The following is a 20,071-nucleotide window of genomic DNA, read 5'->3' on the forward strand; positions in this document are numbered from 1 at the left end:
GACCTCCTTAGTGGTAATCAACAATCTCCACGTCTTCCGCCCCTTCATCTGTCCAGCGGAAACACAATCGCCACTGGTCATTGATCCGGATGCTGTGTTGCCCCTCTCTGTCTCCAGAAAGCGGCTCAAGTCTATTCCCGGGCGGAGACTTTAAATCTTTAAGAGCTTCAGCGCTTAGCATCTGCTGTAACTTACGCTCGGCCGTTCGCTGGATTGCATTGAAACGCCGAGTCTTACCTGTTTTTACAAGCTCCTCTGTGTGCTTGCACTTAAAGCTCTTGATCATGATTACCCACCTTATAACGTTGCACGTTAAACGTGAAATACGATTTAGTTATAATAACATGTTTTTTTATAACAAACGGAATCGAGAAAACACTTGGCGGGAGTGCAGCAGTTTACCACGAAAACGCATCATCCGGTCGCACTCATGCACAACCGGGACAGATCTATTTTTTAGATACAGGCCTCCCCGGCTTACGAGTTTCAACTCTGATACCGATACGGTTTTCAATTTCATCCACGAACTTGTTGCCGCCGGTCAGTTTATTGCTATTGATCGCAGTACGAATCAATTCATCTGACGACGAAGCATCTTCCTGCTCAACAAACTGCCGATAGGCTTCAATCCTCATCTGGTGACTGCCTGCCAGTGCCCGAAAGGTGTCGGGCTCATCCAGCCATTGGCAATGTGACACCCCGACCCGTGCACAATAGCTCGACCACTCATACAACTCAGGTTTATCCACCATCCCTGCTTTAACAGGGTTGAGCTCCACATAGCGACAACAAGCCAACAGGTAGGCATCAGTATCAATTGGGCTAATCTTGTAGCGCCCCTCCCAGAGAGAACCACTGCGTTTTTCGAGGGCATTTACAAAGCGTGTTTGACGCCCAGCCATACGCTTCATCAATTGAGGGATTGCGGTCAGATTGTCGTTTGCCTGAACGACCAGATGAACATGGTTCGTCATCAGGCAATAGCTGAACACCTCCAGCTCATAGACCTGTTTCCATTCCTGAAGGTTTGCGAGGTAGTACTCAAAGTCGCGGCGCTCGACGAACACAGGTTGGCGGTTATGGCCGCGCTGGACAATATGGTGGGGAAAACCGGGCACAATCACCCTAGCCCGCCTTGGCATACGCACCTCCTTGCTTTTAAACCACAGAATCCGTTCTGTGGGCCGGCAACCTCAAAGAAGCCGTGAAAATAAATCTGTCCCGGTTTTCGTCCAGGACATTCCAACCACTCAGATGATCGAGTTTGGCCGGTTTCTGCCAGCGCCGGGAGACGAAGCTGAGTGGGAGCGGGAAATGACTCCAGAAAAGCGGGCCGGGTTACCCAGATAACCGGACGCTGGCATTCGACGACAAGATCCTGGCTTGCCTATGAACCCAAATAATAGATCAATCCCGGATTTCACAGAATATATTTGTTCCGGTCTTCCCCAAGGATTTTCCGTTTAATTATGGTTCCCGTTGGCCAATATAGCGCCAACGATGCTCTTGATGTGTTGCAGAGAGTTGAATCGGCGTTTTTGCCGAAGAAACCCGTAAGGGAATCGGATCTGACAATAACCAACTTGTAACGTTGGTCTCCCCTCCTCGAGGCTGAAGTCGATGATCGTGTCAGGAAAATCTGAGCGCAAATCATCAGCAACCCGATCAATATGGGTCTGAATGGCTTGCCGACGTCGTTTATCAATGATTCGACGTCGGGCATCAGTTTCCTTCAGAAAGAGCTTATGGGACTCGTACCATTCGACGCCGAACCGAGCCTTCAATATCTTGAAAAATTTCTGCCGTGAAAGCACCCCTTTTTCCGTGTTCAGGTGGCTCTGGCAGAGCACTATGTTTCCCGGCCATGAACTGCCCCCCTCCTTGACTGGCACAAGATGGTCAATTGCGAAATCTCTCGGTGACCACTTTAGATTGGCGCCGCTGTAGTAACACCGGCCATCCTGAGCGAGAAACAACTCCTCGATATCCTCTTGTTCATAAACGCCTTCGGACTCTATTAGTAACCTCTGAGCCCGCTTCTTTGCTTTGTCTCTTGAGCGTAGCTTGTCGGTTAGACGTCTTACGGTTATTGCAAAAGTTTCTCCTTCGGGGACCAAAAATACAGGAATCCGCCTTTTTCTCCCTCAATGTGAACCGTATTCAGAAACTCCTCTTGAACAGAGGCTGGCCATGACTCGAATTCGGATTTATGGATGGAGCCTCTTGCGAGATCGTTGGAAATATGAAAAGAAATCATGAATTAATAATTGCGTCGCGTTGATTGCCAGTAGAAAGAAATAAATCTGTCCCGGATTCATAATTCCATAAATCCGTCCCAACCTTACAGATTTTCATTTTTAGAAGAGCCGCCTCTGCTTATTCGCGATCTCAGCTTTCTCAACAAAGGCGATACCGGGACAGATCTATTTTTTCACTGTTTTCTCTGAACTACAGGTAACATCAAGCAATTCCCCAAATAGACTTGAGCCGGTTCACGGTGTGCTTCCACTTCTCCGCTCTCGGTCTGGCTACAGAGTTCTGATTACCAAATAAACCTACTTCATTCACCGCTTCAGATTCCGGTACAGCTTTAATCCAGCGCAGACCAACGCAGTAGTCCGCATCATCTTCTCCGTACTCTGCGGCGGTATGATAATGGCCTTCTAACTGCTTGCCATCTTTGATGAATTCATCGATGACAATGGCAGGTGATGTGACCTCACCTACCCCGGCATATCCAACTTTCGGGACCAGCACCCAAACACGATCACCGGGTTTCAGCATAAATAGCGTTTTGCTGTACCAGCGACCACCACCTGCGGCGATGAACCCATACTTGAGGGCATCATTCCAGCTCCTGCCATTGTAGGTTGCACCAAAGGAGCCGTAGAACTCGCCATTCCAGTCTCCTTTTTGACCAATATTGATTGCGCGCTCCTCGGTTTCTCCGGGGTCGATCATCCAGGCACGGCTCAAGTACTGGTTGGCACCATCCTGAAACACGCTGAAAAAGACGGCGTTAACGGCTACGTTGGCCTTGTCATTGAGGTAGTTAATGATGCGTTCGGTACTTGCATCTAGCTCAGCTGCAACCACCACCATTTGATGAGAGCTGTTGATTTCATCTTCCGCCGGGGCGGTGCGAAACTTGTCGATGAAAGCTTGATTGAAGTTGGTAATAGGCAACTGAAACTTTTGAGCGAATGCTTCATAAATCTGCACCACGCGGTCAGAGGTCAGAGTCTCCACCCATGAGGCATAGTCAATCGTCTGAGCCACCACATCTCGGGGTGTCTTGTGTTTCTTTAACTCAATCACGATCAGCGAGCCGGTAATATCGATGGCCAAAAGATCCAGCGGCTTGCCGAAATCGGTGTAGACCTGACGAGCGATTAACAGCCAGTTGCCGTTGAGAATGGAAATATCCTTGAATATCAGGTCTTCAAGTACTTCCTCTGACGCCATGGTAGTGTTGGTCAGGACCTGCGGATGATCGCCGATTTTCCAGATTCCGTGTTGGATAGGCATCGTTATTCCTTTGCGGTACTGCTTATTTGTTTTGCTACGGGGTAAAGCTGATTAATAAACTCGGAAACCAGCTCGAAGCTATAAAGAACACGGTTATGCAGCATTGCGCTGCCATGCGCATAGATATTACGGATCTTGTTTGTGTGATCGATTAAATGCTGAATATGATCATAATTCTCGTCCGGCGGAAGGTCAGAAAATGCATTGGTATCGATAGTAACACTCTCTTCGCCCGTTTCAGGATTGCTGCGGGAGAAAAAGGTGTTTCGGATATCGGGTTCCAGTAATTGCGCCAGTGGTTTGAATCCATCCCTGTCCGCCATCAGACACTCCCGTTGTGCCACATCGATTGATACAGAAACATTTTTTCCGGTTATGCCCGCTGGATCAACCTCTAAAACAGCTTCCTCTGGTTATTCTCTATGTCCGCTTTCTCCACAAAGGTAAATTCGTAACTTTCCTCCCCGAGCTCAACGGTAAACTCGTAATAAGATTCCGGCCGTTGATCAAACATCGTCATTTCTGATTGAAACCGCCCCATGTATGCCTGGCCGGGAAACACCGTAGTTTTCTGTAGATACCCCTCGAGAGAATTGAGGTTCTGCTGCAGGTCAGATCGAATATTCGCGATACCTGACTGGGCGCTGTTCTGAATTTGGGCCTGAGCCGCAGCACTAGCCGCTGGATCTCGCGAATACGTGGTTGAAGTACCGTAGTAATTTACAGTACCGCCGGATCCGTAGGCGGTGCCCGAACCATAAGATGATGTCGTGGCCGGCTGGGAAGCGTTCAGGCTCTGGGCCAACGCGCCCAGAGCTACAGCCGTGCGGCGGGACTGCGCCTGCCCGATATACTGCTGCTCCAGCTCCTTGTACGATCTCAATGCAATCCGGCGTTCGTCCTGGTGAAAGGTTATGTCATTGATGCCGACGGTCACAGGATCATCAGACATATTTTCAACGTGCAGAACTGCAATAACATCTTCCCATGGCTGCTTACCTTCACGCACCGCAAGCTCAACGAGGTAATCGGTATCTTTATGGCTTTGAACTATCCACCCGCTGGCGTAGTAGGACTGAACGCCGGCCTTCTCAAGAGCAACAAATTCAGTATGAATGCTCTGGCTCGCACAACCAGACAACACGGCGGCAAAAAAGGTGATACCTAAGCACTTTTTCATTTTACCCTCACAGTTAAAACTCCCTGCCCCTAGGTTAGGACATACAAATCAGGGTCGCATACACGATCAGTTTAAAGTGCCAAGAAACGGCCCCACGACCGGCATAAATGCGATCTTCTTTTTCAACTTCTTACAAAGAAACAATCGAATCCCCGGCGCCCCCAAGAATTACTGCTAGTATTCAGTAGGAAACTAAATCCAATAAAAGCATGGAGCTACCCATGGCGTCCCGTCCCGAGTTTCTCTCCGGTGGAGAGCCCGCACGCCTTATCCCGATAGCAACAGACAGCGCCCGGGAACAAAAATCCGTATCCATTATTCTCGCTGGCCTTCGCTCCGTGCTTGAGTTACGCCAGTCGTTACTGAAATCTCTGAGCGTCCGCGTCGGAATCAGCGCCACCTTGGAAGCCTGGACAGAAGTGGTTTTCGAGAACGAGGACAAAAAGGCTGCCAAACAAAATGATCGCCCGGATGGATTGCTGATCCTTCGCACGGGCCGGCGTGAATGGCGGGCATTGATAGAAGCTAAAGTCGGCAACGACACTATTGGTGAAGAACAGGTATCACGCTATTTGCAGCAAGCAAAAACCCACAAACTCGATGCTGTGATCACCATCACCAACCAGTTTGCCGCGCTGCCAACGCATCACCCGGTAAAACTCCCGAAGAATGCCACCAAATCCGTCGCCCTCTTTCACTGGTCATGGGCGTTCATCCGAACCCAATGCCAGCTCCTGCTCAAAAACGATGGTGTTGAAGACGAGGACCAAGTTTTCATCCTCAGCGAAATACTGCGATACCTTGAAAGCGACCGCTCCGGCATCAGCCATTTCGACCAAATGAACGCCGAGTGGAAGGACGTAGTCAACAAAGTAAAAAGCAATGCCCCGCTCGCCAAAACCAGCGATGAGGTTCAGAACACCATCGCTGCATGGCACCAGGAACAAAGAGACATTTGCCTGATCATGTCTCGCCTTACCGGCAGCGACGTTTCACTGAAACTGAAAAACGACCACCGACTGGACCCTGCAAAACGCCTGAAGGACGATGCCGAAGCATTCTGCAAAACTCCTGCACTTCACTGTGCACTTAACATTATTAACGCAGCAGCGGACCTAGAAGTAACAGCAGACCTTCAGCGGCGAATGATTTACTGCTCAATGCGCCTTACGGCACCTAAAGACAAGCAAAGCACCAAAGCTAGGGTTAACTGGCTCCTGCGTCAACTGAAGAAGACCGAACCAGCCGGATTCTTCATTCGCGCCACTCGACCAGGCAAAGCAGAGACGACCTATCAGCCACTGAAAGATTTACGGGATTCGCCGGAGTTGCTGGAATCGGATACATCCAACACGGCTGCGACGACGCTGGAAGTTGTTTACGAGGTTGATCTTGCCGGTAAGTTCAGCGGTCGGAAAGTGTTTGTCGAGGAGCTGGAAAAGGCAGTTCCGCATTTTTATCAGGAAGCTGGGCAGTTGCTCAAGGCCTGGACGCCACCACCGCCTAAAATCTCTAAAGCTGACAGTGAGCTGAGAGCCACAGATGAGGAAACGGTACTAGAAAAATAGACATATCCCAACTTTCTAAGCTGGTTACTTCCAACGCGAACTCAGGAAAACGAAAAGTCTTTTTCCGGTCATCAGACATCTCGTTTATGATGGCGATACTACTTGTCCGGAATCATTGGAATACTACATAGAGAGCTCTAATATCAAGCTTATTCACACAACTCCACAACTTAACTCATTGATTTTTAATGTGTTGGTGTAAGCCGTAATGGTATAGGGAGAAAATTGCTGGTAAATTATTTCACAATAATCAATTATGCCTCTCTATCAAAACCGCGCTCTCGATAGCTTTTTAGCTTTCGATTATATGCTAATTTCAATGTGATGCTTTCTCTGGGGAGTTAAAAATGAAAAAATCAAAAAGGAACGTGAAAAATAGTAATCAACTGGAATTGCAAGTCTTTTCAGATGTTTCATTTGGCGAAAAGAAGGAAAAAGAAAAAAACTTATTTTTTTCCGATGTCGATAGAAAAAACATTCGAGAGATGAGCAAAAACTCCTCCAATTATAGCTGGTAGGGATATGTCAGTACCAAAAATAAAAAAAGAAGTTGCGCCAGATAAAGACACTTTATCGCCTCCTGAAAAGTTTTTAAATAGAATCGAAAAATTTAAGTCCAATGAGTTAATAATTGGGCTTGCCTTTCCTCTGGGAACAACAACCACTGGCATCAGTGACTCAATACGCAATTATTTCAAGCTGCAAGATTATTCGATAAAAGAATTCAAAGTTAGTCAATTAATTCTTGAAACAATGGATAACCTTGTTCCTGCAGAAAAAAGAAGGATGTTTCTTGAATCCATTGACCGGAAGCCAGAGGACCTATTATTTGATAAATACAATGAATTCCAAAGAATAAATAATCTACAGCTAGCAGGTAATTTTATAAGAGAACAATACGAGCCAGCAACGCTAGCCCAGCTGGCTATCAGGAAAATTGCCTCCGATCGGATGGAACGAGCCCGTCCGCAATATGAAGAGTATACAACGAGCAACCCCGACGAAAATATTGCATTGTCGCAATTCAGTGTTTCATCAAAGTATATACCTGATAAAACTGTTTATATACTAAATTCATTAAAAAATCCGGCCGAAGCTGAGATCCTCAAAGCAGTTTATGGCGATATATTTTATTTGATTGGAGCCATCCAAAGTCGTAATGAGCGGGTAGCCAATTTGAAAGGGAGGATAATTCTTCCAAACAAGACGCCAGATGAAATAAAAATTCTAGCAGAGGAGTTGGAAGAGCGGGACCGAAAACAAAGTGATGATCATGAGCAACAACTTGACAAGACGCTTAATGCATGCGACTTCTTTTTGTCTGTCAAGAAGGGACAAGACCCAGCTTATGTAGATAAAGAAATCAAACGGTTCCTAGATTTAGTTCATGGTGTTGGAGTGTTCACTCCAACAAAAGATGAATACGGCATGTATATCGCCTATAGTGCCGGCCTCGGCTCCGCTTGTATGTCTCGTCAGGTTGGCGCAAGCATTTCAGATGAAAAGGGAAATATCATTTCTACTGGATGCAACGATGTTCCAAAATTTAAGGGTGGATTGTATATTGCTTCAGATGAAGATGATCAGCGTTGCTTTAAGGATGGCGCCTTTTGTAGAAACGATAATGAGAAAAGGCGAATAAAAAGCAATATAGAGGCTGCTCTTGGGGCGTCCTCAGTTCTTTATGACGAGCTTGTTGATAAAATATTCAAGGATGCAAGAATAAAAGATTTGATTGAATTTTCTAGAGCTGTTCATGCTGAAATGGAAGCTATAGTGAGTTTAAGTCGGAGAGGTGATGGTGCTTGTCAAGGGGCAACTTTATACACAACGACCTTTCCCTGCCATAATTGCGCCCGCCACATTGTTGCTGCAGGAATAGGTCGGGTTATATTTATTGAACCCTACGATAAAAGCTTAGCTTTAGAATTACATGAGGATTCCATCACGAGAGATGGTGAGGCAAACAAACTTCCGTTTGATCACTTTACAGGCGTTTCGCCCGTAAAATATGCAGATCTTTTTAAAGCCACAGATGCTAGAAAAGATAGTGATGGGAAATTTACCGGATTTTCTCGGAAATCTTCAGAGAGATCTATGACGTATCTTGAGTCATATAGAGATCTAGAGCAAAGGACAAATATTCACTTAAACGAAAGTGGATTATCTTTGGATCATTGATAGTCGAATATTCATTTTCTCTAGATATTTTCCCTTTTTACGAAACATCAGAGCTGAGGTCTACTTTTGAACCCCGCTAAAAATGGGGGGATTACCATTCACTTGTTATGCGTGATCTCGCTCTACCTGTGAGGCGCCGGCAATCTTCACGATAAAGCCTCGCTGCGAAAGGTTTTCATAGACCCGTGTAAGATTCACCTTGCTGAAAAATGGCAAGTTTTCTTTAAGACTTTGTCCGTCGGCACCCAAGATCAGGAAGATAACTTCGTATTCAGAACTTCTAAGTGAGTTTAATGGCACAAGATCTTTTGCTCGGGGATCGACGCGCCGGAGTACCGTTCTTGCTTTTTTTCGAAACCCCTTGTCCCCCAACATCACCTCAGCTGACACACTACCTTGCGCAAAAAGATGGCTTAACCCTGCGGATCCTCCTTTTCGATGCTTGACGTGAACAAGCTGCTTATCTTGAGTCAGTAAATCACACAATTCGATTGGTGAGGTCGTCTTTGTACACTTAACCAGCTTTTTATCTAAAAGGAAGAACCCTTGTGCCGCTGCGGCTCTTTCATTGTAGTCACCCTCGGTCTCGATCTTGGTTTTTCCATCTTCTTCCCAAACGTAGACTCCGGGAAACTCTAGATCACTTAAGGCGACCATAGCCAGAGTTGAGTCGATCCCACTCATAAAGGACTTATCTATCTCATACCAAGTACCGCCAAATATAACCTTTTTTGTATCTCCAGAATCTAGCTCCAAATACAAACAAGAGTATACTGAGTGGCCGAACTCATTGTCATGGACATCGGTTACAAATAGTTTGTCTCTTCGAATCGATTCAATTGATACAGAAGCTGCGTCCACGTTATTTAAATATTGGTCGGCATCAATAATCGGAGTCAGATCTTTCTTGGCTCGGGTAAAGCTAAAGCCTAGAACCTTGTCCCATTCAATGACCTCCGGTAGTGTGATTATCAATCCTGGGTCCTTGTTCTTTACCGCATCTAACAACAATTCCTCCAGGGCTGAGATAGTGTCACCATCCTTAATGCGGCGAATGTTGTCCACCCAACCAAACGAATTTTTATACAACTCAAGTTGGTAAAAGGAAATTAGCTGTGAGGCCACACCAGGTATTTCATCGACTAACATTTCCTGGCTAAAGGAGTAAATCGCATCACCACCCGAGATGTTCTTGAATCCCACGCCGGAACGCGGTGAACCAGTGACTGCCCGGAGAACATCGCGAAAGATATCAATACCGAAAACACTTGCTTCAGACCCCCGAGCAGTTTGAGATCTTTTCTGGATAGGCTGATCTTCGAGTGTATGTAGGTCAACACTTCGAAGGCTTTGATGGTTAAGGGTATTTAGAGCTGTCTTTAGACCGAAATCCTGCTGAAAGCACCCTAAATTGAGAAGGAAACGCCCATAGCCGAATGTGAAGGCGAGGACTTTTCCATCTACACGAATAAGAAACACAGCGGAGCTCGATCTATTTGAAAGTTGATCAACTTCCGTGCCAACCAGTGTGTCAATCAACTGAGCCCAACGAGGTCTCTTTTCCTCTGGGTTCTTCACATATATAACGCCATCGAAGTCGTGACCTTCCTCTATTTCTAGTTCGGATACTGTTGCATCGGGACTAAGGAGGTCGCGGTACTCGGTACCTGAGAACTCGTCCTTCGCCAAAAGCACGTTCAGGCGTCTGTATGGCTTTTTCTCAGGCATATTTTTTCTCCTGTAACGTATATCGCTGAGCACAGCGGCGACCCTGGAATGGCGACGAAGGAGCCGTGGAAAGGGCGTCCGGCAACCCTCGGCTGTGGTATTCCCCCAAAAAATAGACACGCCCCATTAGTTAGCTCCCTCGAACTCTAACGGAGTCCGGTAACCAAGGCTACTGTGGAGCCGTTCGGTGTTATAAAAGCGCTCAATATAGTGTTTTATATGGTGTCTCAATTGGCGGAGCGTGATGTAGCTGGTGGCGTGTAGCAATTCTCCCTTCAGGCTTTTGAAGAATGATTCCACTTCGGCGTTGTCCGTGCAGTATCCAGGACGGCTCATACTGTGACGCACCTGATGGCGGGCCAGCATGTCACGCATTTTCAGGGCTCTGAACTCGGTTCCGCGGTCGGTATGCAGCAGAAGCCCAGGCGACGGGGAACGATCAGCCATAGCCTGCCTGAGAGCCCCACGAGACAAGTCACTATTCAGGTTGGCTTCCAGTTTCCACCCGACAATGCGGCGGGAGTAAAGGTCCAGAACCACCGCAAGAAATACGTTCTTCCGGCCCATCTTGATGTACGTAACGTCGCTGCTCCATTGCCGATTTACCGCTACTGGTTTGTCCAGGGTCAGGCGATGGTTCGGCCAGGCCTTTAGGACCGCTCGTCGGGTAAGTAGCCTGCGATAGATTCTGTGAGTTCGGGCCTTCATGCCCCAGACCTGCATCAGGCGGGCAACGCGATTCTCACCCACACGGAGACCTTGCCGTTTGAGGGCGCGATACACTTTCGGGCTGCCGTAGCGACCTTCGCTCTCATTGAATATCCGCCGGATTTTAAGCAGCAGTTCTGCATTCTCGGAGGCCCGCTTCCCGGGCTTGCGATTTACCCAGGCGTAGTAGCCGGAGCGAGAGATATTCAGGTGACGGCACAAGGCCTTTACTCCGTGTTCTCGCCGGTGTTTCCAGGCGAACCGGAACGCTTCTGTCGTTCCTCGGCCTGAAAACGTTGAAACTTTTTTAGGACGTCGTTCTCCTCTTGAAGCTCGGCTATTTGTCGCTTCAATCGGTTAATCTCGTCCTGTTCACTGATCTTCTTTTTGGCTTCAGCCGGCGCTCGCTTAACCCGTTTCATGGCGAATTTCCCCTCACGGTGCTCCTTACGCCAGCGTGACAGCATCATGGGATGAATATCCAGTGCTTCAGCAACGCTCTTCACACTCCGGTGAGCCTGGTGACTCCACTCAACAGCTTTGACTTTGAACTCGGTGGTGTACTTTTCGGTTTTCTTGCCAGTCTTGATCGCAGGCATCGGTTTTCTCCCTTTGCGGAGTTATCGATGCGTGTCTATTGAAGTGGGGGAAGTGCACTGCTTACTGCCGCGACTTGTTAAAAATTTAGACTTTGAGACTCTGTTGAGGATCACCGCAGTCCAGAACATGAAAGCCTATAGCCTCGTTATTGAGGCGCTTGTGATCGACCACTGGTCGAACCGTAAATACCACACCCTCGATATCGGCAATCTTCTGCATTTTCTTACGTATTTGGTCGTCCCATGTGACATTGAAACGCTCGCCGTCTGAAACAATCGATCCACGATGTGAAGTGAATGCTACCATGTCCAATCGGCCCAATATCTTCAAAGTGGTTGGAAGCTCTTCTTTGCTTTTCCCAACGATATGCCTCTGATCAGGGTCGAAACGGAAGGTGTCTTCTTTGCTGTCAACGTCGATGAATTCAACAGCTTTGCCATCTACATGAGACAATAAACCGTTTACAGGGGACCGTGTCGTTTGGGCTGCCCAAAGGATTTTGGGATCTCGAATGTAAATGTCTCCGTTGTCACCACCGAAAACATTTCCATTGTTCACGCTAGAGCCAATATTGAAGCTGTTGGCAATATTGATGTTCAGTGTCAGCCCCTTTTCAATAACCTGCGATGCTTTTTCCCGAAGATTAATTGCATCACGCAGCAGAGTAACGATCGCCTTGGATAAAGCTGCCCCGCCATCTGCTGAAAAAACAGCAATATACTCTCGATGTTCAAGTACGAAATTGATCAAAAGCTCAATCGAGCCAGACTGGATCTTAACATCGTAATCGAGTTGGCTTTTCAGCTCAGGACTTACTTGGCGCTTACCTAGCTGAACCGCTATGAGACGGTCGAAAATCTTGCGATAGTTGGTGATCAGGCTCTCAAGAGTTCTTAGATCATATACTCCATCACAGAACGCCAATCCCTTTGCATACACTCGAAGATCTTGTTCCATAACCCTTATCAATCCTTATTATTCAACGAGGCTAAGTGGCGCCCTGAAAAATGCGCCCGGTGGACTGCCGGAAACCAGAAAAAACTTCACCGACTGGTTAGAGCTTTTGCTGGTCACGACTCTTTTCCCAGCCAATCCCTGCAAGCAAACCCGCAACGACTGCTCCCACATGCGAAAGAATTGCCAGCCCCCCAGAGACGTTGTTTTTCCAGAAAATTAACCCTGAGGCGATGGAAAAAACCGCAACAGTACATGCTGCTAATAAAAGGAAACGACGCTTCTGAAGATGCCATGCACGCTCAGAATTGCGCTCACTTACCTCAATGCGTTTCTCGTTTAGACGAGCATTTTCTTCGATGCTGCGGCTCTGGTTCTCTAAAAACCGTTCCGCCAAAGGGATCAAAGGCGCCAGATCCGTTGACTGCTCTTCTTGGTGGGACATGTCTTTTGCGTTTTTTATTACTTCATTCACAGGTAATTCCTTACGCTAGCATCAATAATTCATTCGAAAATTTCCGAGCATATTGACCATCCCGATAATGGTATTGCTACTTGGGTAAATGCTCTGCTTGAAAAAGCACAAGAAGCAGTGTAGTCGTAGAGATCGGGATCATTTTCTAGTTGATATCCATGAATATAGTGACATCTTGGGTAGCAATTAATCGCCTCCAACGCACCGCTCTGCGTTAATTCTGTCCGACAGCAGAATTTTTATAAGCCTCTATGCTGTATCTATTGCCCATTTAATTAGCCATCGATCTAATTCTTCAGGAGTATTTTTCTCAATATTTTTCAGCCAATTATCACGTTCATCTTTTGGCAATATTTTTGTCGCCCTCAAGATTGCCCGCTTTCCCTTTTCTCCAACGTAGAAAACCCGATTTTTGTTATCTCTAACCCAAGAGACATTTTTGGATGTTAGAGCAGCATATGCTTGATTTTCTATAAACTCGCTCTGACTTATAAACCTCTTAATATTCACGTTCTTCAGTAGAAGCTCATCCGTAGCAAAAAACCATTCAACCCAATATCGAACTAGACTCTGCGTTATTGCGGGACTAGATAGAATACAAAGAAATTTTTCGCGATTTTCTCTAACCCATTTTCCACGTGACAGTGCCTTAAAGTACAGAATAACGTCATTTATAACCGGAGAGAAGAATTCAAAATTTTCAAAAATTATCTCAGCAACGAAATCTATACGATTAGCTTTTGCTTTTCTTATAAGAGCTCTAGCAAGACCAAGATCAAGCGTATCCCTTTTTAAGAGCTGATCTGCTATATGATTAAGGTGCCCCTCTAAATCTGTCCTTTCCTCCACTACAACCTCTTCGTATTCGACCTCACCAGAATAAGGATTAAATATTTCTAGTGTTTCGAAGATTTCTACCTTCTCCATCTCATACTGATTATGGAGAACGCCTTCGACATATTTTTCGGTATTTTCTATGTACGTTTTGTCAGATGCCAAAGTAAGCCGATGATTCTCATGCAGATACAACGTCAGCTTTTCTAGTACCTTTTCCAGCTCCTCTTTATAATCAGAAAAGATCCTAATATCATCAACATATCGAGTATGCTCTACACCAAAATTTGAAATGTATTCATCTATATCCACTAGAACTGCCTCAGACATGATAATACTGGCTGCAGGACCAACAGGAACTCCTTGAGATGCTTTATCATTTATTGAAGAAATAAAGCTCTCAATATCGTTTGCAATATTTTTTAACGCCGGATCAGCTCGTTCAATTGCATTATTTAAACGATGCAAGTAGATTTGATTGTAAAAATCAGTAATGTCGGTGACTAGTATATATTTATATGAATCGGAATGATTTTCTATCATATCAGTAAATATTTTGAAACCGGAGTTCTTCTCAAAAAAACCACCGTCTTCTATTGAAAACCTATAAGAGCACGCAACCCCCTCATCAGCTCGCACACTCTCTATTTCTTCCACGATCAAATAGGCCAAAGCTGTATATATTATTGTATCCAAGGGCTCTAATTGGTGAACAATTCGATAGCTCCCGGAAGGCTTTTTGGAGGCCATCGTCAAAGGGTGTTTTGTCCTCAGTTTTCCGATATTGCTGCCTAATAAATATCTTTTGACGTCCTCCCAGCAGTGCCAGATAGCCTCAAACTCAAAACCTTTTGGGAAGAAGTCTGAGTCGTAGTAGCTCTCTATATGCTTTTTTGCAAACTCTACGGATTCTTCTGTTAGCTTGCTCATAACATTCGACTGCCCATAATAGTGGTAAAATAGAGCGTTTCGTCATTGCTATCATTTGGCCGTCAAAACGCTCGGATATCCAACCCGAGAATCTGGCATTAATCCCAGAAAATCAATTCACTATGAAAATTTAAAGCACCAGCAACCCCACGACACTTAGGAAACGCCTTACACCCAGTAAACTCCTTCCCGGCATTCTCCCCGAGTTTCACCGTGCGCCTAACCATCTCCCCCCGACACTTCAGGCAACGAGGCTCACTCTCCTTCTTTGCCACAGCTTGCTCAACATGCGCCACATGTTGCCGGTGGCTCTTGAAGGTTGCGGCCAACCGGCCAGACTGGATGGTTTCAATTATGGAATGTACTTCGGCCTCGGAGAGCTGTTCTTCGTCGTGGGCTTTGATAAACCGAATGTAGCCACCGCCGTAGGTCACACTCTTTGGCATGGGCGTTTTGAAAGTCGAATCGCCAACAAACACCACCAATGAATAAACCTGTTCATCGCCCAGGCCTAACAGGCTCTGTAGCGTTTTTACGTGTTTGTAATTCTGGTGCAGCGGGTTCTGGAATTTCTGGGAGTGCTTGAAGATTTTCTGAGTCCAGTAGCGTTGCTTTTCGCCGCCGAAGATCCAGCCCTTCATGTTCTTAGTTTCCACCACAAACACCCCGTATCGGGAAACAATGATGTGGTCGATCTGGGTGGAGCCGTCTTCCGTTGGCAGGGTGACGTTCTTGATGAGGTGGTAGCGGGTCCTATCGAGAAAGAGTTTGGCGGAAAGATTAACCACTGCTTCCCCGGCTTTGCCTTTGAACCAAGGGGATTGGATGACTGCCGCAAGAATGGCCAGCGGGACCAGGTACCACAGGGTGCTGAAGAGGGGTTGTATAACCTGAGCGTAGTCCATCCGTCATCCTTAACAGGGCATCAATCTGTTTCTTATAACTACACACTAACCTAATCTTCAGCACACTTCCCATAATGCCAACGTAAAATTTGGTAAATACAGTGCATAAAAAGCCGCGCGGTTTCCCGGGCGGCTTTTGAAATCTTTGATAGGTATTCGCTTTAGACGGTCAGGTGCTTTTTGATAAGGGCATCCGTCAGGCCCGCAATCTCGTCTTCCGCAACCCTTCTCCCCCGATCCAAAATCGCAAACCGATCCGCATACTTTCGAGCAAACGGCAACTTCTGCTCAACCAGAAGAACGGTCAGCCCATCCTCTTCAATCAACCTACGAATAACCTCCCCAATCTGCGCCACAATATTCGGCTGAATCCCCTCCCCCGGCTCATCCAGAATCAGCAGCCTGGGCTCAATCACCAGCGCCCGTCCAATGGCCAGTTGCTGTTGCTGCCCTCCCGAAAGGTCGCCGCCTCTGCGGTGTTTCATTTCCTTCAGCACCGGAAACAGCTCATACACCCGCTCCGGTATCTTCTTGCTGCCGTCTTTACGCACAGCTAGGCCGGTGCGCAGGTTTTCTTCCACGGTCAGCAGCGGGAAGATCTGCCGCCCCTGGGGTACGTAGCCGATGCCCAGTCTTGAGCGATCTTCGATTTTCTTCTTGGTCAGCTCCACGTCCCCGGCGAATTCGATGCTGCCGCTTTTGGTGGTTTCTTCGCCCATGATGCATTTCATCAGCGTGGTTTTGCCCACGCCGTTGCGGCCCATGACGCAGGTGCACTGGCCCTGGGGTACGTCCAGGTCGAGATCCCAGAGGGTGTGGCTTTCGCCGTAGTATTGGTTGAGCTGTTGGATCTTGAGCATTACGCCTCCTCCCCGAGGTAAACTTTGATCACTTCCGGGTCGTTGGAGACCTGGTCCATGGTGCCTTCGGCCAGCACGCTGCCCTGGTGCAGCACGGTGACCTGGCGGGCGATGGAGCGCACGAAGCCCATGTCGTGCTCCACCACCACAACGGACTGTTTACCGGCGAGGCTGGTGAGCAGTTCGGCGGTGCGTTCCATTTCCTGTTCGGTCATGCCGGCGACCGGCTCGTCCACCAGCAGCAGCCGGGGTTTCTGCATCAGCAGCATGCCAATTTCCAGCCACTGTTTCTGGCCGTGGGAGAGAATGCCGGCGGGTTTGTCCCGCAGCTGTTTCAGGCCGATCATTTCCAGCACTTCGTCGATGCGGTCGCGGAATTCCGGTTTCATGATGGCGGTCAGCGTGGGCAGGATGCGCTTGTCGGTGGCCATGGCCAGTTCCAGGTTTTCGAACACGGTGAGCGCTTCGAACACCGTGGGTTTCTGGAACTTGCGGCCGATACCGAGGCTGGCGATGTCCGGCTCGTTCTTGGTGAGCAGGTTGTGGCGGCTGCCGAACCAGACGGAGCCGGTGTCCGGGCGGGTTTTGCCGGTGATGATGTCCATCATGGTGGTTTTGCCCGCGCCGTTGGGGCCAATGATGCAGCGCAGCTCGCCGTCGTCGATGGTGAGGTTGAGGTTGTTGATGGCCTTGAAGCCGTCAAAGCTCACGTTGACGTCTTCCATGTACAGGATCGGGCCGTGGCGCACGTCCACCGGTGAGGCTTCGGGCGCGAGGAATTCAAACACGCGCTCGCGGTTGGTCAGTTGCTCGAACATGCTCATGCGCTGGCCTCCTGTGTTTGGGGTGTGGTGCTGTCGTCTTCCGGTTTCTGGCGTTTCTGCAGCAGGCCGGCAATGCCCTTGGGCAGGAACACGGTGACCAGTACAAACAGGCCACCCAGGGCGAACAGCCAGGCGTCCGGCATTACGCCGGTGAACACGGTTTTGGCGTAGTTCACCAGGATGGCGCCGATCACTGCGCCGTAGAGGGTGGCGCGGCCTCCCAGGGCGACCCACACCACAATCTCGATGGAGAACAGTGGCGAGAATTCGCTGGGGTTGATGATGCCCACCTGGGGCACGTACAGCGCCCCGGCCACGCCCGCCAGCATGGCGGACACCACGAACACGAACAGCTGCACCCGTTCCACCCGGTAGCCCAGGAAGCGGGTGCGGGCTTCGGCGTCGCGGCAGGCGACGCTGACCCGGCCCAGCTTGCTGGTGACAATGCCGCGGCAGATCACGTAGCCAATGGCCAGGGCGATGCCGGTGGCGATGAACAGCCCCAGCCGTGTGGCGTCGGTGCGCAGGTTGAAGCCGAGGATGTCGCGGAAATCGGTCAGGCCGTTGTTGCCGCCAAAGCCCATTTCGTTGCGGAAGAACGCCAGCATCAGGGCAAAGGTCAGCGCCTGGGTGATGATGGACAGGTACACCCCGGTCACCCGCGAGCGGAACGCCAGGAAGCCAAACACCAGCGCCAGCAGGCCCGGGGCCAGCAGCACCATGATGAAGGCGAACCAGGCCATGTCGAAGCCCTGCCAGTACCAGGGCAGCTCCTGCCAGTTCAGGAACACCATGAAGTCCGGCAGGATCGGGTCGCCGTAGGTGCCGCGATCACCAATCTGGCGCATCAGGTACATGCCCATGGCGTAGCCGCCGAGGGCAAAGAAGGCGCCGTGGCCCAGGCTGAGAATGCCCAGGTAACCCCACACCAGATCCACCGCCACTGCCAGCAACGCGTAGCACAGGTATTTACCCAGCAGGGTGACGGTGTAGGCGCTCACGTGCAGCGCATGGCCTTCCGGCATGATCAGGTGCAGCAGGGTGACTAGCGCCACCGCGGCAAACAGTACCCCGAGGAAAATCTGTGTGGAACGCTCCTGTAATGGCCGGAGCAGCCAGGTTTGTGATGTCGGCATAGCTCAGCCCTCCGCGGCCCGGCCCTTCTGGGGAAAGAGTCCCTTGGGGCGTTTTTGAATGAACAGGATGATCAGCACCAGCACCATGATCTTGGCCAGTACCGAGCCGGCCCAGGGTTCCAGGATCTGGTTGATGGTGCCCAGTGACAGACCCGCCAGCAGGGTGCCCCAGAGGTTACCCACGCCACCGAACACCACCACCATGAAGGAGTCGATGATGTAGTTCTGGCCCAGGTTGGGGCCGACGTTGGTGATCTGTGACAGCGCCACGCCCGCCAGTCCGGCCACGCCGGAACCCAGGCCGAAGGTGAGAATGTCCACGCGGGTGGCGCGAATGCCCATGGACCGGGCCATGGCGCGGTTCTGGGTCACCGCCCGCACTTCCAGGCCGAGGCGGGTCTTGCGCATGATCAGCATCAGCCCGGCAAACACCACCAGGGCGAAGCCGATGACGTACATGCGGTTCAGGGTGAGTGACAGGGCGTCATTGATCACCAGCGAGCCGCTCATCCATTCCGGTGTGGTCACCGAACGGTTGAGGGGGGAAATCACCGTGCGTACCAGTTGCTGCAGGATCAGGCTGACCCCGAAGGTGGCCAGCAGGGTTTCCAGCGGGCGGCCTTTGAGGTGCTGGATCACGCTGCGCTCGATGGCAATGCCCGCCAGCGCCGCCACCAGGAACCCGGCGGGGATGGACAGGATCAGCGCCAGCCCGGGCTGGCCGGGTAACAGTTGCTGCATGCCCCAGGTGGTGTAGGCGCCCAGCATGATCAGTTCGCCATGGGCCATGTTGATCACGCCCATCACGCCAAAGGTGATGGCCAGGCCGATGGCCGCCAGCACCAGTACCGATCCGAGGGACAACCCGAAATACAGGGTTTCAGCGGCGCGGTTCATTTTCAGTTTCTGTTCGATGGAGACCAGCGCTTCCTTGGCGCGGGCCGCCAGGGCGGGATCGTCCCCGGCGGCCGCGTTGTTGAGGGCAGCGCGGGCGTTGCTGTGCAGGCTGCCGGTCAGAACGGTGATGGCCTGGGCCTGAGCTTCGGCATCGCCCTGCTCCAACTGGTAGATGGCAACGGATTCTTCAATGCGATTGCGAACCGGACCCGGCAGGTCCCGTTCCAGTAATTTGGTCAGTGGCTTCACCACACTGGCGTTCACTTTGCCCATCATGGCTTCGGCGGCGGTTTCCTGCACTTCGGGGTCCTCCGAGTACAGGTCCAGCATGGCCAGCACGCCTTCCAGCTTGCCGCGGATGGCGTTGTTGATGTTGACCCGGTCCAGCTCCCGGCGGGAAATCTCGCCCAGGTTTTCACCGGTGAGCGGGTCGGCGATGGTCCAGTTGCGGCCCACGTTGCGGAGCACTTCCACCACCTGCCCGGTTTCCTCGACGCGGCTCAGGCGGTTGTTGCCAAAGGCGTTCAGCCAGTCTCTGGCCCGGGGATCACCGCTGTCTACGATGGCTTCAATGGCGGCGTCCATCTCTCTGGATGAGGCGTCGGCCAGGTTGGTGAGCAGCGCCTGCCCCGGATCGGCTTCGGTCTGGCTGTGAGCCGGCAGGCTCAGCACCAGCAGCAAGACAAGGCCCAAGGGTTTGAAATAGAGGGCTTTGAGACAAAGAGGCGTGAGCCATCGGAAGATGCCCATGTGTCCGTCCTGT

At 49.9% G+C, this 20,071-nt stretch carries 18 protein-coding genes and 1 pseudogene; 3 read left to right on the forward strand and 16 right to left on the reverse strand.

Going from position 1 to position 20,071, the window contains the following annotated elements; genetic code table 11:
• Nucleotides 1-7: 7 nt before the first annotated feature.
• From EHN06_RS15865 to EHN06_RS15890, 5 genes are all read right to left on the reverse strand, one after another.
• On the reverse strand, nt 8-286 hold the full coding sequence (locus EHN06_RS15865) for a type II toxin-antitoxin system RelE/ParE family toxin (protein WP_127333499.1): 279 nt from the start codon (nt 284-286) through the stop codon (nt 8-10).
• A gap of 163 nt (nt 287-449) precedes the next feature.
• A complete protein-coding gene (locus EHN06_RS15870) occupies nt 450-1,142 on the reverse strand; it encodes a transposase (protein WP_127333500.1) in 693 nt (230 codons plus the stop codon).
• A 1,318-nt stretch (nt 1,143-2,460) separates the two neighbouring features.
• Entirely contained in the window at nt 2,461-3,528 is a 1,068-nt protein-coding gene (locus EHN06_RS15880) for an endonuclease NucS domain-containing protein (protein WP_127333501.1), read from the reverse strand.
• Nucleotides 3,529-3,530: 2 nt separating this feature from the next.
• Nucleotides 3,531-3,851 carry a hypothetical protein gene (locus EHN06_RS15885; protein WP_127333502.1) on the reverse strand — a complete coding sequence of 107 codons (321 nt, stop codon included), beginning with the start codon at nt 3,849-3,851 and terminating at the stop codon, nt 3,531-3,533.
• Nucleotides 3,852-3,922: 71 nt separating this feature from the next.
• Complete coding sequence (locus EHN06_RS15890) at nt 3,923-4,708, reverse strand: hypothetical protein (RefSeq protein ID WP_127333503.1); 786 nt, start codon at nt 4,706-4,708, stop codon at nt 3,923-3,925.
• A gap of 221 nt (nt 4,709-4,929) precedes the next feature.
• Here EHN06_RS15890 and EHN06_RS15895 point away from each other — a divergent pair, with 221 nt between their 5' ends.
• The 3 genes from EHN06_RS15895 to EHN06_RS15900 all read left to right on the forward strand — a co-directional run bounded on the left by EHN06_RS15895 (nt 4,930) and on the right by EHN06_RS15900 (nt 8,457).
• Nucleotides 4,930-6,276 (forward strand): hypothetical protein, encoded by a 1,347-nt coding sequence (locus tag EHN06_RS15895; RefSeq protein WP_228257332.1) that lies wholly within the window; start codon nt 4,930-4,932, stop codon nt 6,274-6,276.
• Nucleotides 6,277-6,623: 347 nt separating this feature from the next.
• On the forward strand, nt 6,624-6,794 hold the full coding sequence (locus tag EHN06_RS21200; RefSeq protein WP_164735621.1) for a hypothetical protein: 171 nt from the start codon (nt 6,624-6,626) through the stop codon (nt 6,792-6,794).
• A 4-nt stretch (nt 6,795-6,798) separates the two neighbouring features.
• A complete protein-coding gene (locus tag EHN06_RS15900; protein WP_127333504.1) occupies nt 6,799-8,457 on the forward strand; it encodes an anti-phage dCTP deaminase in 1,659 nt (552 codons plus the stop codon).
• Between the two features lie 105 nt (nt 8,458-8,562).
• Here the strand turns inward: EHN06_RS15900 and EHN06_RS15905 are convergent, their stop codons facing one another.
• The 11 genes and pseudogenes from EHN06_RS15905 to urtB all read right to left on the reverse strand — a co-directional run bounded on the left by EHN06_RS15905 (nt 8,563) and on the right by urtB (nt 20,058).
• Nucleotides 8,563-10,185: a TIGR04141 family sporadically distributed protein gene (locus EHN06_RS15905; RefSeq protein ID WP_127333505.1), complete on the reverse strand. Its 1,623-nt coding sequence runs from the start codon at nt 10,183-10,185 to the stop codon at nt 8,563-8,565.
• A gap of 126 nt (nt 10,186-10,311) precedes the next feature.
• Nucleotides 10,312-11,247, reverse strand: a complete 936-nt coding sequence (locus EHN06_RS15910) for an IS3 family transposase (RefSeq protein ID WP_127333506.1) — start codon at nt 11,245-11,247, stop codon at nt 10,312-10,314.
• 41 nt (nt 11,248-11,288) lie between these two features.
• Nucleotides 11,289-11,492: pseudogene (locus tag EHN06_RS15915) on the reverse strand (transposase); the annotation flags it as partial.
• Between the two features lie 85 nt (nt 11,493-11,577).
• Entirely contained in the window at nt 11,578-12,450 is an 873-nt protein-coding gene (locus tag EHN06_RS15920; protein ID WP_127333507.1) for a hypothetical protein, read from the reverse strand.
• A gap of 97 nt (nt 12,451-12,547) precedes the next feature.
• Nucleotides 12,548-12,922 (reverse strand): hypothetical protein, encoded by a 375-nt coding sequence (locus tag EHN06_RS15925; protein ID WP_127333508.1) that lies wholly within the window; start codon nt 12,920-12,922, stop codon nt 12,548-12,550.
• A 249-nt stretch (nt 12,923-13,171) separates the two neighbouring features.
• Nucleotides 13,172-14,686, reverse strand: a complete 1,515-nt coding sequence (locus EHN06_RS15930; protein WP_127333509.1) for an RNA-directed DNA polymerase — start codon at nt 14,684-14,686, stop codon at nt 13,172-13,174.
• A gap of 98 nt (nt 14,687-14,784) precedes the next feature.
• Nucleotides 14,785-15,591: an NERD domain-containing protein gene (locus EHN06_RS15935; RefSeq protein ID WP_127333510.1), complete on the reverse strand. Its 807-nt coding sequence runs from the start codon at nt 15,589-15,591 to the stop codon at nt 14,785-14,787.
• Nucleotides 15,592-15,752: 161 nt separating this feature from the next.
• A complete protein-coding gene (urtE, locus tag EHN06_RS15940; RefSeq protein WP_127333511.1) occupies nt 15,753-16,451 on the reverse strand; it encodes an urea ABC transporter ATP-binding subunit UrtE in 699 nt (232 codons plus the stop codon).
• Entirely contained in the window at nt 16,451-17,275 is an 825-nt protein-coding gene (gene urtD, locus EHN06_RS15945) for an urea ABC transporter ATP-binding protein UrtD (RefSeq protein ID WP_127333512.1), read from the reverse strand. Before urtD ends, urtE begins: the two co-directional genes overlap by 1 nt.
• Nucleotides 17,272-18,411, reverse strand: a complete 1,140-nt coding sequence (gene urtC / locus EHN06_RS15950; RefSeq protein WP_127333513.1) for an urea ABC transporter permease subunit UrtC — start codon at nt 18,409-18,411, stop codon at nt 17,272-17,274. The genes urtD and urtC overlap by 4 nt, the downstream gene beginning before the upstream one ends.
• 3 nt (nt 18,412-18,414) lie before the next feature.
• The gene (gene urtB, locus EHN06_RS15955; RefSeq protein WP_127333514.1) at nt 18,415-20,058 is read right to left on the reverse strand and encodes an urea ABC transporter permease subunit UrtB; all 1,644 of its coding nucleotides are present in this window, start codon (nt 20,056-20,058) and stop codon (nt 18,415-18,417) included.
• Nucleotides 20,059-20,071 lie beyond the last annotated feature (13 nt).

The sequence above is a fragment of the Marinobacter sp. NP-4(2019) genome, assembly GCF_003994855.1.
GTDB lineage: Bacteria > Pseudomonadota > Gammaproteobacteria > Pseudomonadales > Oleiphilaceae > Marinobacter.